The organism is Frigoribacterium sp. Leaf263, from assembly GCF_001422285.1.
Taxonomy (GTDB): domain Bacteria; phylum Actinomycetota; class Actinomycetes; order Actinomycetales; family Microbacteriaceae; genus Frigoribacterium.
The window spans coordinates 1,085,352-1,100,250 of record NZ_LMMO01000003.1 but is presented as its reverse complement, the minus strand read 5'-3'; the positions used below and the strand labels follow the sequence as shown (position 1 = coordinate 1,100,250).

Annotated in this window: 13 protein-coding genes; 3 read left to right on the top strand and 10 right to left on the bottom strand. The window is 68.4% G+C overall.

Going from position 1 to position 14,899, the window contains the following annotated elements:
- The first annotated feature begins 144 nt into the window (after window positions 1–144).
- On the top strand, window positions 145–558 hold the full coding sequence (locus ASF17_RS09040) for a very short patch repair endonuclease (protein ID WP_082475185.1): 414 nt from the start codon (window positions 145–147) through the stop codon (window positions 556–558).
- A gap of 1,028 nt (window positions 559–1,586) precedes the next feature.
- On the opposite strand, the gene ASF17_RS09035 is transcribed toward ASF17_RS09040, so the two are convergent.
- The 4 genes from ASF17_RS09035 to ASF17_RS09020 form a co-directional block, all read right to left on the bottom strand.
- Window positions 1,587–3,380, bottom strand: coding sequence for an alpha/beta hydrolase (locus ASF17_RS09035; RefSeq protein ID WP_235476466.1), 1,794 nt, complete (start codon window positions 3,378–3,380; stop codon window positions 1,587–1,589).
- Between the two features lie 128 nt (window positions 3,381–3,508).
- The gene (locus tag ASF17_RS09030) at window positions 3,509–4,603 is read right to left on the bottom strand and encodes a type I restriction endonuclease (RefSeq protein ID WP_055798051.1); all 1,095 of its coding nucleotides are present in this window, start codon (window positions 4,601–4,603) and stop codon (window positions 3,509–3,511) included.
- 112 nt (window positions 4,604–4,715) lie between these two features.
- On the bottom strand, window positions 4,716–5,906 hold the full coding sequence (locus tag ASF17_RS09025) for an McrC family protein (protein ID WP_055798046.1): 1,191 nt from the start codon (window positions 5,904–5,906) through the stop codon (window positions 4,716–4,718).
- A complete protein-coding gene (locus ASF17_RS09020) occupies window positions 5,903–8,287 on the bottom strand; it encodes an AAA family ATPase (RefSeq protein WP_156357349.1) in 2,385 nt (794 codons plus the stop codon). Before ASF17_RS09020 ends, ASF17_RS09025 begins: the two co-directional genes overlap by 4 nt.
- A 159-nt stretch (window positions 8,288–8,446) precedes the next feature.
- On the opposite strand from ASF17_RS09020, the gene ASF17_RS09015 reads away from it, so the two are divergent.
- Window positions 8,447–9,214 carry a hypothetical protein gene (locus tag ASF17_RS09015; RefSeq protein WP_156357348.1) on the top strand — a complete coding sequence of 256 codons (768 nt, stop codon included), beginning with the start codon at window positions 8,447–8,449 and terminating at the stop codon, window positions 9,212–9,214.
- Between the two features lie 146 nt (window positions 9,215–9,360).
- On the opposite strand, the gene ASF17_RS09010 is transcribed toward ASF17_RS09015, so the two are convergent.
- From ASF17_RS09010 to ASF17_RS08990, 5 genes are all read right to left on the bottom strand, one after another.
- Window positions 9,361–9,915, bottom strand: a complete 555-nt coding sequence (locus tag ASF17_RS09010) for a hypothetical protein (RefSeq protein ID WP_055798037.1) — start codon at window positions 9,913–9,915, stop codon at window positions 9,361–9,363.
- A 293-nt stretch (window positions 9,916–10,208) separates the two neighbouring features.
- Window positions 10,209–10,880 carry a hypothetical protein gene (locus ASF17_RS09005; protein WP_055798035.1) on the bottom strand — a complete coding sequence of 224 codons (672 nt, stop codon included), beginning with the start codon at window positions 10,878–10,880 and terminating at the stop codon, window positions 10,209–10,211.
- On the bottom strand, window positions 10,880–11,554 hold the full coding sequence (locus ASF17_RS09000; protein WP_082475184.1) for a GNAT family N-acetyltransferase: 675 nt from the start codon (window positions 11,552–11,554) through the stop codon (window positions 10,880–10,882). Before ASF17_RS09000 ends, ASF17_RS09005 begins: the two co-directional genes overlap by 1 nt.
- A gap of 161 nt (window positions 11,555–11,715) precedes the next feature.
- Window positions 11,716–11,943, bottom strand: coding sequence for a hypothetical protein (locus tag ASF17_RS08995; RefSeq protein WP_055798032.1), 228 nt, complete (start codon window positions 11,941–11,943; stop codon window positions 11,716–11,718).
- A gap of 124 nt (window positions 11,944–12,067) precedes the next feature.
- The gene (locus ASF17_RS08990; protein ID WP_055798029.1) at window positions 12,068–12,448 is read right to left on the bottom strand and encodes a hypothetical protein; all 381 of its coding nucleotides are present in this window, start codon (window positions 12,446–12,448) and stop codon (window positions 12,068–12,070) included.
- Window positions 12,449–12,566: 118 nt separating this feature from the next.
- Between ASF17_RS08990 and ASF17_RS08985 the strand changes: the two genes are divergently transcribed.
- A complete protein-coding gene (locus ASF17_RS08985) occupies window positions 12,567–13,049 on the top strand; it encodes a hypothetical protein (protein WP_055798026.1) in 483 nt (160 codons plus the stop codon).
- A gap of 447 nt (window positions 13,050–13,496) precedes the next feature.
- On the opposite strand, the gene ASF17_RS08980 is transcribed toward ASF17_RS08985, so the two are convergent.
- Window positions 13,497–14,846 (bottom strand): ROK family transcriptional regulator, encoded by a 1,350-nt coding sequence (locus tag ASF17_RS08980; protein WP_162236417.1) that lies wholly within the window; start codon window positions 14,844–14,846, stop codon window positions 13,497–13,499.
- Window positions 14,847–14,899 lie beyond the last annotated feature (53 nt).

Genomic DNA, 14,899 nt, shown 5'->3' with positions numbered 1-14,899 from the left:
TGCCGTCCGTCTGTGTCATCGCGAGAGCCACTGACCTCCATAGCGGCATCTCGAGGCGCCTCCCCAAGGCTCTGCTGATCCACCCATCGTGGGCGCGGCTGCGCCCCAGAACGATCCTCGCTCGACGCGATCTAGGCTGACGAGATGTCGTGGGCATCGAGCGAGGCGACTCGGCGAGCGATGCTGTCGAACAAGCGCCGGGACACCGGGCCTGAGCTGGCGGTCCGCCGGGCACTGCATGCCGCAGGCTTCCGGTACCGCGTCGACCACAGGCCGAGCCTCGAACTGCGCACCCGGGCCGACATCGTCTTCACGAGACAGAGGATCGCCGTCTTCATCGACGGCTGCTTCTGGCACGGGTGTCCGGTGCACGCGACCTCGCCGAAGAGGAACTCCGGGTACTGGGGTCCCAAGCTCGAGCGGAATGTGGAGCGAGACCTCGAGACGACTTCGAGACTCGAAGCGCTCGGTTGGCTGGTGCTCCGCTTCTGGGAACACGAGGAGGTCGAAGCCGTCGTGGAGGCGATCGCGGCGGCGTGGAGAGCCCGAACTGGGTAGCTGCTCTTATCCGGCGGCAGCAGGTCAGGGTAGATCTAGGCGCACGCCTTGACCCTGCCCGGAGGTGACGGCCTCTGCTGGGCACAAGCAGGAACATCAGCTTGTGCCAGCGAGAGGACTCCATCTGTGTCTCGGAACCATCTGCGAGCTTGAGGAGCCGGCAGGCGCGACTGCGAAGTTGCCGGTTGTCACCGCCAGCCGAGGTTGCCCAATGAGTACGAGGGGCTCCATGGCGGACTCAAGCAGTACGAGGTGCAGCACCTGGTGCTCCTCCTTCGGACCATTGCCGCGCCCTCAGCCGGCAGCGGAGCCCCGAGAAATGGGCCATGCTCGGGCAGGCTGTCGCGATCAGAAGGACGACGGCGCTAGGGATTCTGGCTAGGGAAATGGAGAAGTCGGTGCGCGCGTGAATCTGTTGTAAGGGGGTCGAAGTTGGAACGCAGTTCTGCAGATGGGGAGAACGCAAGTCGATTCGCCGAACCGTGCCTGATTGTTCGTTTCGGTAACTGACTCGTTTGGGAGCGCGAGAGGATGCTGCCATGGAACTAACTATCACTCTCGGCGACATACTCGGCACTGTTCTAGGGTCGATCCTTGCAATCTCAGCGGCTCTGGGTGCATTCCTCATCGAACGTCGACGGCGCAACAGACAGCTCGTTCGCAACCTGGCTGACGATCTATCCGCCCGACGCGCGTTGGCCAGAATCAGACCACGCGAGAGTCCTCACGAGGATGAGGCCTCGCGGTGCCGATCGAGCGTCCAAGCTGCACAGGACCGAATTTCTCAGATTCGAGACGAAGTCCACCCCAACGAGTCGCTGCGCCAGCCGCTTCAAAAGATGGTCTTCCTGTGCGTCGCATACAAAGAGGCCGTCGAGCTGGAGCCGGAGCGCTGGCAATACGAACTAACGGCCCTTCGCGACGGTCTACTAGAAAGTCTGGCTGGCGTAGAGCAGGCCCTTGGTCTCAAGCACGCATCCCTGCCCACACCCGGAAGCTGGCAGAACTCCTAGATCGATGCGGCACCGTCACTGCTGTGCGGAGACTCCTCCGGGCTCCAGGCCGTTCTCCGTCAGATAGCGCAGCGCTCTCTCGACGGTGAGGATCTTCCGCTTCAGGTCTTTCAGGCCCGGTGCGGACTCGTCGCTGAACTCGTCCATGCGTTCGTGTTGGCGGCGGACCTCGATCTCGATCTGCACGAGCACGCTCCAGGCCGCGGGGTCAGGCTCGAGGCCCTGCAGCTGCCTCAGGATGGTCGCGGCGAGGCGACGCTCGACGATGGCCTCGAGGGTCTCGGCCGTCGTGCCCTGCCCGGCCAGACCGTACGCGATGCCACCGCCGCCTGCCGAGACGAGTGTCCCGGCCGTCAGAAGGCCACCGATCATTCCGCCCGGTCCGAACGTCGACAACGCGCTCGTGATGGCCGCAGCTCCCGCGAGACCCGGCGCGGCCGCCAGCGCCAGACCCCCGGTGGCTACGACGATCGCAGCCGCGCCGACACTGAGGGCGCCCCACTTGATCCAGCCGGCACCGCGGCCTGGGCTGAGGACACTGCGGGCACGCTTCGCCGCCTCGAAGACGTCGATGCCGTACTGGGTGCCGAGTCCCATCTCGGCCGAGAGCTCCTTCATCGCCTCGAGCCACTTCTCGCGCGGCAGATCGATCTCGAAAGGACGCAGGACGTTCTCCGCCGCCAGCACGGTGAGCAGGACGACCGCCTCGTCTTTGTTCAGGTAGCGTCCGGGCTGCGGTTCGATGAAGGAGCCCGTGGGACTCGACGGGTCGGTGAGGAGCCGCGTGACGCTCGCGGGCACGTGTCTGCCCTCTTTCTTGTTCCGTGTGACGATGTCCGTCACGACGTCGGTCTGAACACGTCTGAGCGCGCCGGTAAAGCGGTCGAGCTCGTCACCCTTCAACCGTCGCCGCATGAGGTGCGCGTACCGCAGGGCCATGAGAGCCATCGACTCGGCCGGGTCCAGCGGGATGTCCACACCCTTCTCGACTGCTTCGAGTTCTGTGGACAAGGAGCCGAACAGGGCGTAGCCGACCGCCGCCGCCATCGCGTTTGAGCCGAGATACTCCTCGGCGAGGTGGCCTCGGAGGGGTGACGGCGTCGTGGCGAGACGGAAGTCCACCATCCACGGGAATATGGAGGACAAGCCGCGGTGTGCCGCGACGGGGTCCGCCGCATTCCAGAAGTTGACCCACCAGGCCAGGTTCACGGGCGGCTCTTTGAGGACGTCTTTCAGCTTGTCGACGTTGAAGGCGCTGTTGGCGAGAGGGCTGCCGATCGTGACCATCCCCACCACCTCGATGCCCGCAGGAAGGCGGCGCAGGAGATCGGCGGCGATGATCGAGCCGAGGCTGTGGCCTATGAGGACGATGCGACCCGACGAGGGTAGAGCGCTCAGGATCCTGTTCAGCACTTGAGCGCGGACCTGCGGGTCGGTCAGGTAGTTACGGGCCTGCTCGAAGAAAGGAAAAGCCACGGCCGCGCTCACGACCGCGTCGAATCCTGCATTGCCGACTCCCCGCGAATGCTTACCCAGACGCCATTCGACCGCCCCCATCCGGCCCTCGAACGCACGACGGTTGGTCCTCGCCGCGTCACGGCTCGGGACCTTGCCGTTCAGCTCGGGAAGCGCCTCCTTCACATCCCAGTCCTTCAGCGCGTGGGCGTACTTAGGCGCCACGACTCGAGCTGATTCGAGACCCGGATATCCGAGGCGGATCAAAGATGCCGAGAGCGTCGTCCTCCACTTGTCGTCCTGATCACCATTGCCGACGCCGTGCAGAAAGACGAGGGTGGTTTCGGTTGTCACGTAGGGCTCCATTGCAGGTGTGAAGGGTGTGATGAAAGAGCAGGTTCACGTCGGCGCGCGGAAGCCTGAGGTCGGGTCGGGGCGGCGTTTAATCCGCGGGCGCCTTCGCCCTGTCCCAGTTAAGGTGATCAGGCGTAGGCCTTGACGGACTCGCGGATGGCCTCGGCGTGGGAGTAGATCTCGTCGAGGGACTCGATCGCGTGCTTGGTCTCGACCTTGGCGGCGTCGAAGAGGCCGAGGTACTTCTGCTTCTTGCCGTTGAAGTGCAGGCGAGCGATCGGCTTGCGGTTATTGTCGTCGAGCAGCACCGCGAAGTACGACTTCGCATCGCGGTGGACGACTCGCTGCGGCTTGACCTCACTACACGCGATCGCCTTGACGATCTGGTAGCCCTCGAGCTCCTCCAGCGTGGTCTCGGTCTCCGTGTCACGATCCAGGTCCGCCTCGACGACAGCCTCGCTCGTCACCGCGCCGGTGGGCGCCTCCGCGGGGATCGACGGGAAGCTCGACGAGCCGAGCGCCGTCTTCAGTCGATCGTTGACCTGGTCGTTCAGAAACTGCTTCGACGCCTTCGTCACGAGCGGCGTGAACTGCTCGCGCACCTTCTGCGTGAACGACCCCTCGTAGACCCGCGTGGTCACGAACTTGATCCAGTCGTCCGACGGCTCGCGGAACTGTGCGGCAATGGCTCGCTTGAGCTGGCCGACGTACTTGAGCTCCTCGGCGGCGCTGATGACGGAGTCGAGGTCGAAGACGTCTTTCGTGAGCTTGCTCAGCTCGGGCAGCAGCGTCTCGTCGATGTCCGACAGGTCGAGCACCAGGAAAGGCTTGTCGTCCATGCGGTTCGGCGCGTCGAGGTCCGTGTAGAAGTGATAGCTCTCGCCGTTCGTGAGAACGGCGATACGGGCGTTGGTGACCGCGAAGTAGCGGTACAGCTGCGAGGCGTGCTCGATGCGAAGTGCTTCAGTCGACTTCTTGCACTCGATGAGGATCTGCACCTCGCCGTCACGCATGATCGCGTAGTCGATCTTCTCGCCCTTCTTCACGCCGACATCGGCCGTGAACTCGGGCACCACCTCGAGCGGGTTGAAGACGTCGTAGCCGAGGATCGTCGAGATGAACGGCATGATGAACGCGTTCTTCGTGGCCTCTTCTGTCTGGATAGCCTCGCGCTGGTTCTTGACCTTCAGCGCGAGTGCGGCGAGCCGCTCGGCAAACTCCATCGTTGTCCCCTTTTGTGACGGTTTCTCATGACACTAATTCATGCGCATGGAGTGCCCTGACACATACTCACAATCGAGGGTCCCAGTTCTGGTGACGTGACAGAGGCTTCGCTCAGCGGTAAGGGACTCGCGCGGCTTGCTCCCGAGGCGATAGGCCGTGAGCGATCTCGCGCAGTTCTCGAAGCATCGACGCCGGCGCCCGGGACACATCAAGTCGAGAAGTCTGGACCGCGACGCTCGAGCCAGCGATGTGAGCGACGCGCGGCGTCGCACGCGACTCACCTGCCAGGTAGATGAGCGTCCCCTCGCCGAGACCGAACACAGTGCAGTAGGCGAGCATCTGATAAAGATCCTCGACCCGCGGCGCACCCGTCTTGTACTTAGCGTCGACGACCACGGCCGGTCGTCCTCCCACGACGTGGACGAAATCGGGGCGGATGGGATGACGCCGTTCTTGGTCGAGCTGGGTCGGGTACTGGCCGACGCTGACCCCTCTCGACCTCTCTGCGAACGCCTCGGTCAGGCCAGCCGTCACGAAACCCTCGAAGGCCTCGGCCATGTTGACGACGAACGACGCGATGCGCTCTCCGTCACCTGTCGTCGAGGGGGCCAGGCGGGTGAGCAGCAGTTCGGCGAATCGGAGCGACGAGTGGAACCGCGCGTTGAGCCTCGAGGGTTGCCACGACGGCAGGGGCAGCCCGGGCCGCACAGGCGTGACACCGACGAGCTTTGACTCCAGATGCACGAGTCGTCGTCGTGCGTCGGAACTCACCCGAGGCAGCGCGAGCAGCATCCTGAGCGCCGCCCGAAGAATCTGGTTCTCGGTGATGTCGACCGTGTACTCGTCGACCGTCAGCTCGACGGGCAGCAGTTGACCCCCGCGCCTCGACATCTGGTCGGAGAAGCGGATCCGCCCCCGGATCGCGACGGCGGTCTCGTCGAGCCGACGGTAGCCCTGCAGCACGCCACGACCCAGCGCCCGCTCCAGCAGTCGGGCGAACGTCTCGGCGATGGCCGGGAAGATCTCGGTGCCCTCTCCCGACACCTCGTCGGGACGGAACCCCGGGTCGGCGGCATAGCCGAGCATGAACAGCACCGACGAGAACGGCGCCTTCGGCTGGACGACGAACTCGTGGTCGCCGATCGACACCGCGCCGACGCGGTTCAGCTGCGGTTTGACCTGAGGGCCTGCGGCCACGATGCGAGACTCGAGCAGTCCCGTCGCGCAGGCCCGCTCGATGGTCAGCGGTTCGAACGGCGCAGCCGTCCACCCGCCGTTCTCTCGCAGCTCGAGTCGTGTCACTCGCTGGCCGCGTCGTCCCGCTCGAGGAGGAGGCCCGTGTCGTCGAGAGGGTCGAGGTCGCCGGCCGTGTCGGCGACGAGAGCGGTCAGGCCGAACCTGACCCGCACCTCCTGCCGGGTGAATCGGCCGTAGTAGTGCTCGTCGAGCAGGGGGAGGATGTCGTGCTCCCAGATGCGTGCGAGGCCGGCCGAGGTGCGGGCAGATCGACCCATGAGGTACGACGGGCCGATCTGGAAGTCGCGGTCGAGGTCGCCGATGCGGTCGTTCAGTTGACGGAGGAGTGCTCCACGGCTCACATCGTGGCCGTTCGCCGAAGACCACCGGTCGAGGAGGCCTCGCACGGGCTCTTCGCCGGGGTGGAGTTCGACGAATGCGAACCGACGCCGGATGGCCGCGTCGACGAGCGAGATCGAGCGGTCCGCGGTGTTCATCGTGCCGATGACGAAAAGGTTCTCGGGGAGGCGGAAGTCTTCTTCGGGCGAGTACTGCAAGGCGACGTCAGCATCACGGTACTCGAGCAGCAGGTAGAGCTCGCCGAAGACCTTTGCGATGTTGGCCCGATTGATCTCGTCGAGGATGAGCACGTGCGGCACCGTGGGGTTCTCGGCGGCGGCCTTCGCGAGCAGGCGCACGGGGCCCGGTGCGAGACGAAACGTGGCCGTGCCGTTCTCGTCGACGGTCGGACGGAAGCCCTCGAAGAAGTCCTCGTACGAATAGGAGGGGTGGAACTGCACGATCTTCATCGCCCCCTCGGGGGCGATGAAGTCGGCCAGCGCCCTCGCGAGGAACGTCTTGCCCGTGCCGGGAGGGCCGAAGAAGATCACCTGGCGACGCTCTTCGAGCAGGTCGATCGCGTCGTCGAGCCAAGTCTTCTCGTAATGCAGGCGTTCGGCGAACTCGGGAGTGGCGCGAGGGAGGCGCACCGGGGTCGGCAAGACCGGGTGCGTTTCTGGAGTGGGCATGAGGAAGTCGACCTCGGCGATCGTCGGGCTGCTGTCGAGGATGTCGAGAACGGCGTGGGGGAGTGCGGCGGGGGAGACGGGGTCGCGCCAGGTGACTGGGCGCTCAAGGTCAGAAGTGAGTCCGCCGACTTCGCCGACGTGGACGCCGTCGGGCGTGCGGACGAAGATCTGGTCCCGTGGCTGCATCGTGACGAGATAAGCGGTGGCGGCGTCGATCTGGGCGAGGAGGTCGGTGATCGGGGGCTGTCCGTTCCAGGTGCGGAGCACCTCCTCTCGGATCGATCCCCGACTGGAATAGAAGTTGGGACGGGTCGTCTGGCGACGCAGAGAAAGCGCCTCTCCGTGACGCGCTTCCGCCATGACCCAGCCTCGCCGGTGGGGACTCGTCGCGGCCACCCTCCACTCGTCCCGCCAGGGAGACTGATACCAATCGATGTCCAGGTCACCGTTGGCGTCGAATCGGTCGCGAAGCGCCAAGAGGTCACGGTCGACGTCATGTTGCTCGGTGCCATCACGTCTGCCAGGCAAGGCCGCGGCGAAGGCCTCGCGGATGGCCTCCTTGTCGGAGGTGGACACGATGCTCTCGAAAGTCGAGGGCCAGAGGAGAGCAAGGAGCGAGTTGCGCATCGGCGCCGCGTCGGGCTCGACGTCGAGAGTGCGGCTGCGTAACGCCCACGGAGCGTCGATGGCCTCAAGACGCGTCTCGTCGGGCAGCTGTGCCCAGAGCTCGACGAAGTGCGCCAGCCACTGGATGTGTTGGGGGACCTGCTGGTTAAAGCCCTGGCCACCATGGAAGGTTCCGGGCGTCGCGACGGCGTCGACGATCGCCGCGGGCAGCTGCGGGTGGTCGGGGAGGACATCGAGGATGTCTTGCAGTAGCTTGCGCTTGGTCTCGGCCCGGACGTTGAGGAGCGGGAGGCGCTGGAGGAAACAGAGCTCGGCGGCCAGGAGGACGACGGCGCGGGGCTGGCCGGCCAGTTGCGTGAGGAGGCGCTCGCGGAAGGTGCCCTCGACGTCGGAGGTCTCAATGGCTCGGCGGAGCGCTGCGGCGGTGGCGGCGTCCCAGGTGACGGTCGTGCCGTCGAAGATGGACGGGCGTCGGTGGAGGCCAGCCTCGAGGACGAGGCGGGCGGCGTCGGCTGTTGCCTGACGACGGGCGCGGGAGGATGTTGGTGGCTTCTCCGGCTTCGTGCCGCTGACGGTGAAGCCGAGGTCGTTCATAATCCTTTGTGCTCGACCCGAGTCGAAAGCACGATTGGAGAGCCCCGTCGCGGCCGCGAGGGCCTGCTTCACGGGAAAGGCCCGGCCGTCGACTTCGATCGAGTAGGTGTTGATCGCGCCGGGCTCGCGCGAAGCGAGAGCTGCGCGCACACTTTCTTGCGTCAGCTCGTACTGCGAGCCGTCGATGGTGAACTGCATGGCATCCCCTTTGATCGTCTCGGTGATTCTGCCCGAGTCGATGAAGCGCCTGAGTCTGCTGAGTCTGTTTGCGGGAGGATCGAGTGGTCAGAAGATGTCCTTCGCGCGTCGACTAAGGGCATGTTCTGACCAGTCGATCACGGGGGACTTCGTATGGCGATGACTCGCAGCACCAGCACCAGCACCAGCACCCGCACCCGCACCCGCGGCCTCGTCGCCGCCGTGCTCATCGCGACGACGGTGGGACTGCTCGCCGGGTGCGCACCCGGGGCCGAGTCGCCAAAGGGCACATCCGACCAGCCCGATGTCAGCCAGTTCTCCGTGAGCCACGACGGCCCGACACCCACCGCCATGACGCTCGACGACGGCGTCGAGGTCTGGGACCTCACCGTCTCACCCAGCGCTGAGGCCTTCGGCATCGACACGAGCGACGAGTCGATCTCGGACATCGAGGTGGGCGCCTACAGCTCCTCGGGCGGCGGTGGCCGCCCTGTGCGATTCCTCCTGCCGGGAGGCACGATCGTCGACGCGCGCGCGAACGAGGTGATTTTCGAACTGCTCGACTCGCCCGACGGAGTCATTAGCCAGACGACCGGCGAGGTCCTCGTGCCGAAAGGACGCACCTTCGGGTTGCGCGTCGACGCTCCCGCCGTCGAGGGGGCGGACGCCGCCGTCGCCGCGCATCAGGAAGCGCTCGAGGCGATCGGCCTGCCGACGGACAGCGTGCGCGAACTGCAGCAGAAGATCGCCGCCGAGCCGACCGGCAGTCCGGACGTCGACTCTCAACGGATCGCGGTGAGCGCCTCCCTTCCGCCAGCGCAGGGGCTGCGGTTCGGGGTCAGCACTCTCTTCCGGCCCGGCCGGGAGGTCACGATGTTCCTGCTCGAGTACTCCGCGAGCTGGGACGTCGTCGTCCCGATCCCCTGAGCTAGCGAGCCACGAGGCTGCCGGCTGCGCGTGGCCGCCTGACCCGCTCAGGACCGCGTCGAGCGCCGCCGGTGTGCTCTTCGTCTGCACGCCAGCCCGCTCGTCTTCAGGACGCACCTCGCGCGTCGAGCGGCAGAGACTCGCCTTCAGGTACGCGTCGAGGGCAGCCTCTGGCCAGTCACGCCACGCTCGAGCCGCCGCTGGCGCCTGCCGTGAAGCAAGACGACCATCGTCGTCGCCACAGCCGTCGCGCCCGCCACCGTCAGGGTCGAGACGAACGTCGAGGGCGCCATCAGCGGCAGGTCTAGGAACCGCACGTTCACGACCGCCCACGGCACCGCCACCAGCACGGTGAGGATGAGGACGGCGAGTACCGCCCCGAGCGGCCGCAGGCGGGGACTCCGGCGCAGCAGCCAGTCGGGGAGGCCGGCGAGCAGACCCGCGACGAGGCCGTAGAGCCAGAGGGCCACCGCTCCGCCGAGCATCACCGGGAAGACCATCGCGAGGGCGGCGATCCCGTTCGTCGTCTGCTCCACGACCACGGAGACCAGCACGAAGCCGATGGGCACGAGGCAGAAGGCCGCCGCGCCTCCCCAGGCTGTCGTCCAGGGGAGCAGCGACAGCAGCGTCGACCGACGGCGCTGCGGCTCGGCCTGGGCGGGCGTGCTGGCGGCGGCTGCGGGAGCGTGGGTCAGGGCCATGGTTCGACGCTAGGCAGAACCGGCGGTGGGGGCGTCGTCCGCAGGGTGCAGTGAGGTCGTCCTCAGGGACGGAACACGGTGCCGACGGAACGGCACGGCAGGAGGCGCGGTGTCGGTCAACAGGACGGGAGGACGTCGTGAGGGCGTCGCGCGACTCCGCGCTGGATCGCGCAGCTCGGCGCGGGTTCGGCTGTCGCCCTGGTCCCTAGGTGCCCGTCGTCGGCGGATGGAGAGCGATAGCGGGCCAGCCCGTGAGAGTCGGAGGTCGCCCGGCCGGAGCGGATGAAGGGCGCTTACCGGTCATCCGCAGAAGGCTGGGGTTCGAGCGGGACGGCCGGCGCTCGCAGCGGCAGCCCGAGATCGGTCGCCGCCTCGGCGTAGGCACGATAGGTCGCGGCGTAGCGTGCTCGCGCCTTCGTGGCGCTCGCCAGCTGCGCTGGGCGCTCCACCTCGACCTCGTAGCCGATCGTGGCGCGTGCTCGGGCCTCGGCGTCGAGCGCCGTGCTCCAGAGCCAGACACGTCGCGGGCTGGGGCTGGTGACCTGGGTGAGGAGCACCTCCTCGGGCACCCTCACCACCGGCCCGGGAGCCGAGTCGCGCTGCGCCCACAGCATCGTCAGAAGGGCGACCCAGACTCCGACGAGGGCACCGATCGCGGCACCGACGACCACTGCCTCGGACGACCCGCCGACGACGATGTCGACGCCCGCTCCGAGCGCCGCGCACCCGACGAGGAGCAGCACCGCTCGGAGCAGCCCCGCGACCGACGCCAGACGCGCGCGTCGCCGGATCGTCCGCGGCTCGAACGCCTGGCGCCACCGTCGCTCGGTCGTCGCCGTCAGACCGTCGCGGTCGACGTACCACTCGCCGTCGGGAGCCTGGAAGACAGGGAGGCGCGGGTGCGGTGACGCTCCGAAGGGCGCGTCGGGCGTGTGGCCGGTTCGGGCGGCGGCGTCGTCGCGCATCACCGGGGCCCTTCTGCGGGCGTCGGGGGCCGGGCCGAGTTCGGCGCCAGGGGCGGCGAGGTGCTGATCGGAGAGTCGGGCGGGTTGGTGGTCGTGGCCGGAGCTTCGGGCGTGCACGGGGGCGTGGGCGTCGGCGTGGACGGGGGCGGAGGCGCGGGCGTGGGCGTGGACGGGGGCGTGGGCGCGGCCGTGGACGGGGGCGCGGGCGCGGGTGTGGCAGGGCTGTCGAGCGGGCGCGACCAAGCGACCTCGCGGGCGAGCTGGCCGGTGGCGGCGAAGAGGCGGAGCTGATGCGTGTCCGCGAGCGCTGCGGCCAGGGTGTCGCGGTCGGCGGGGGAGAAGCCGAGCCTCTGCCAGAACGGTCCGGAGCGGCGGGAGAAGAGCCAGGCCCGCGTCGCCCCGGCGCTCGTCGCCGCGTTCAGGGCGTGGCCGGCGAGACGGGTGCCCGCGCCGGCGGTTCGCTGGCTCCGGGCGACGGCGACGCTGCGGAGGAGGGCGTGCGCCCCGTCGACGCTCAGCTCGAAGCCGGTCGAGCCGACGATCGTGCCGGCCGCATCCCGCTCGATCCAGAGGCGGACGGCGGGGTCGTCGAGCCCGGCGAGCGTCAGATCGGCCTCGACGAGGAACGCCCGGAGGTCGTCGACATCGGCGGGGGAGACGGGGCGGAGCGGCACATCAGCGATTCTGCCGTGGCCCGTGCTGTTCCGTTGGCCGGGTCGGGCTGAGCCGGGGAACGGCTTCGCGGAATCGCTCTTACGTTCCCATGCGTAATAGCTCGAAGCAGGACGACCCGCCCCTGGTCGGCTCGAGGGCCTCAGGAGGCGCGGCGAAAGCCCTACGAAGCGCGGCGACGACCGCCGATGCGTCGCACCACGACGAACGCCGCCAGCACGAGCGCCGTGACCGCAGCGACAGCCGCGATGAGACCGGCCACGACGGTCGTGTTGGCGCCGATGGTGAACCAGTCGATCCGCTGCTCGGTGGTGTAGACGACCGACGAACCGCCTCCGGGCATCCACAACCAGGTCAAGGCGAGCGCGAGCCCGTACGCGACGACGGCCACGACCCCGGCGACGATCGCTGCTCGCGCGACACGACTGAGCGGAGCACGTGGCGGCCGCTGCGCGATCCCGTGAGCCGCAGAGCCTTCGGTGCCGGCCGGGTCCACTGATTCGGACACGATCCGGTCAGCGCGGAGTCGGCGCGTCAGGCGCGTCGACCACGTCGGGCCCGGCGTCGACGCACGCGCCCGGCGCGACGGAGGCCGTGGGGGTCTCGGACCCCGCGGGCGCGACGGATGCCGTGGGAGCCTCGGGCACCGCGGACGCTCCCGGCACCACGGGCCCAGCCTGCGCCGCCGTCCCCGCCGTCCCCGCCGTCCCCGCCGTCTCCACCGGCGCGACCTCGGCCTGCTGCCGCTTGCGGACGAGGTAGGAGATGAAGCCGAACTGCCCGAGACCGCCGACCAGCAGCAGCCAGCCCATCGGCTGCCCGAAGACGAGCAGCACGGCGCCGAACACCAGCGCGACGATCGCGTAGACGAGCAGGGTCTTCTCGGACTTGATCATTCCTCCACACTAGGGGCGCGTCGGGCAGCCGAGCCGCGCCTCCTCGTGGGGGTCCGGGGTCGTGCTCAGGGCATGCCGACCACCCCACCGAGGAGGCGCGGGTCACTAGGGTCACCCCATGGACGACATCACGACCTGGTCACCCGCAGACGTCGACCGCCGCGCGTCGCTCGTACCGACCCGGCCGAGCCCGCTTGGAGCCGCGGGCGGAGTCGTCGTCATCGTCGAACGGATCGAGTGCACCGACCAGCGCGTCCGGCTGCAGGCCCGCGCCGTCCTGAACGACGAGGTCGAGCGTCTCACCCTCCGCCACTGGGCCGACAGCCGCGCCTGGCGCGACCGCGTGGCGACCGACGGGTGGGACGCCGCGGGGGATCCGCCGACCGGACCCGGAACGGTCCTGACGGAGATCGACGTCCGGCTGGTCGAGGCGGGGGAGTCGGGCCACCGCGACCGGGTCGTCGCGTGCGGCGGGTCGGGCACCGAGTGGAGCGTGTCGTGGGAGTGGCCGCGTCCGGCCGGCGACACGTGGACGTTCGCGGCGACCTCACCTGACGGCGAGCTGGTGACTCTGCGGGTCGACCCGCGCCTCCTGAGGTGAGGGTGTCGCGGCGCCTCGTGGTGGACGGCTTTTGGACGGAGCCCGCATGCGGGGTCGAGTGGTCAGAAGATGCCCTTCGCGGGCGGATGAGGGGCATCTTCTGACCACTCGAATGGGGGCTTGGTCGTTCAGTCGTCCGAGGCGGCCTCTTGCGCGCGGGCTGGGAGCGTTCATCGCTGACTGAGTCCGGCGTGGGACGTTCAGTGGTCAGAAGTCGCCCTTCGAGCGTGGACGAAGGGCCTTTTCTGACCACTCGAGCCTGGCGCGGACGTCGAGTGGTCAGAAGGTGCCCTTCGCGAGCGTCGAAGGGGCATCTTCTGACCACTGGGCTCACCTTTCGCCGGGCGTGCTGGTCGGTGGGCTGCTACGCATCGATGCGTAATAGCTCGCGCGAGTGAGTATCCCGCCGGAGGTCGAGCGGGTCATCCCGAACCGAGGAGGCGCGGGTCAGGTCGGCGACACCGGCGCAGCGCCCGCAGCGCCGGCAGCGTTCGCAGCACCCGCAGCGCCCGCAGCCGAACCCGCGGCACCCGCACGCGCAGCCGAACCCGCGGCTCCTGCAGCGCCCGCGGCCCCAGCACCAGCCGCACCACCCGGCCCACGGCGCGCCGCGACCTCTCGCTGCAGGACCAACGCCGCGCCTCCCACGGCCGCCGAGTCGGCGACGTGCGCCGACAGCTCGACCTTCACCCGATGCCGCCCCTGCGCGAAGAAGTCGTCGGCCAACCGCTGCCGCACCACCTCGAGATAGAGCGGCCCCGCCGTCGTCAATGACGGCCCCGCCAGCACCACCGAGTCGAGATCGAGCAGGTTCGCCATCGAGACGACCGCGTTCGCGAGGTGGTCGGCCGACTCGGTGATGAGCTCCACGGCGAGCGCATCGCCCTCGACCGCCGCCGCGGCGACGAGCGAGAAGTCGGCGAAGGGATCCTCGTTCTGGGTCAGCACCAGACTCGACGCCCGACCCGCCGCCAGCGCCGACCGCGCCCCGAGCGCCACGCTCACCGGGCCGGCCAGCTGCTCCGCCGACACCCGATGCGCCACCGGGCCGAGACCGCGGTACCGCATCTGCCCCAGTTCACCGGCGTTCGAGCTCGCGCCCCGGTAGATCGACCCGTCGAGCACGATCCCCGCACCGATCCCCGCCCCGAAGTACACCGTGCCGTGCGCCGCCGAGTCGCCGACCGCACCGCCCCAGAACTCGCCGATCGCCGCCGCCGTCGCATCGTTGTCGAGGATCACCGCGAAACCCGTCGCCTCGGCCGTGGCATCGCGGAGCGGGAAACCGGCCCACTCCTCGAACGGCGGCGCCCCGAGGATGCTGCCCGTCGTCAGATCGATGGGACCCGGCGTCACGAGCCCCAGGCCGGTCACCCGATCGGCCTCGACGCCGACCGACCCCAGGAACATCGACACCGTCGACGCGATCCACGCCACCGCCGACTCGGGCGACTGCCCCCAGACGCCGGCGACGCTCACCCTCCCCACCAGGGCGCCACCGAGATCCGTCAACACCACCGTCACGAAGTCCGCACCCAGCTGCACCCCGAGGGCATAGCGTGCTCGCGGGTCGATGCTCAACAGCACCCGGGGCTTGCCCCCGGTCGACTCGCGACGGCCCGACTCCACGACGAGGCCGTCGAGCAGCAGCTGCCGCACGACGTTCGACATGGTCGCCTGGGTGAGCCCGGTCGACTCCGCGAGCTCGACCCGACTGATCGGGCCCTGCGAGCGGATCAGGTCGAACGCGAGAGCCCGGCTCGTGGGCACCGCCAACAAGGGCCTCGGGTTGACCATGTCGTACCTCCTGGCGATATCGTAGGCTCTGCTGTGCTTTATAAAGTCATTTG

Coding starts and splice junctions, on each gene's coding strand:
- ASF17_RS09040 (WP_082475185.1), top strand. CDS start 145: ATGTCGTGGGCATCGAGCGAGGCGACTCGGCGAGCGATGCTGTCGAAC.
- ASF17_RS09030 (WP_055798051.1), bottom strand. CDS start 4,603: ATGGAGTTTGCCGAGCGGCTCGCCGCACTCGCGCTGAAGGTCAAGAAC.
- ASF17_RS09020 (WP_156357349.1), bottom strand. CDS start 8,287: ATGCAGTTCACCATCGACGGCTCGCAGTACGAGCTGACGCAAGAAAGT.
- ASF17_RS09015 (WP_156357348.1), top strand. CDS start 8,447: ATGACTCGCAGCACCAGCACCAGCACCAGCACCCGCACCCGCACCCGC.
- ASF17_RS09010 (WP_055798037.1), bottom strand. CDS start 9,915: ATGGCCCTGACCCACGCTCCCGCAGCCGCCGCCAGCACGCCCGCCCAG.
- ASF17_RS09005 (WP_055798035.1), bottom strand. CDS start 10,880: ATGCGCGACGACGCCGCCGCCCGAACCGGCCACACGCCCGACGCGCCC.
- ASF17_RS08990 (WP_055798029.1), bottom strand. CDS start 12,448: ATGATCAAGTCCGAGAAGACCCTGCTCGTCTACGCGATCGTCGCGCTG.
- ASF17_RS08985 (WP_055798026.1), top strand. CDS start 12,567: ATGGACGACATCACGACCTGGTCACCCGCAGACGTCGACCGCCGCGCG.
- ASF17_RS08980 (WP_162236417.1), bottom strand. CDS start 14,846: ATGGTCAACCCGAGGCCCTTGTTGGCGGTGCCCACGAGCCGGGCTCTC.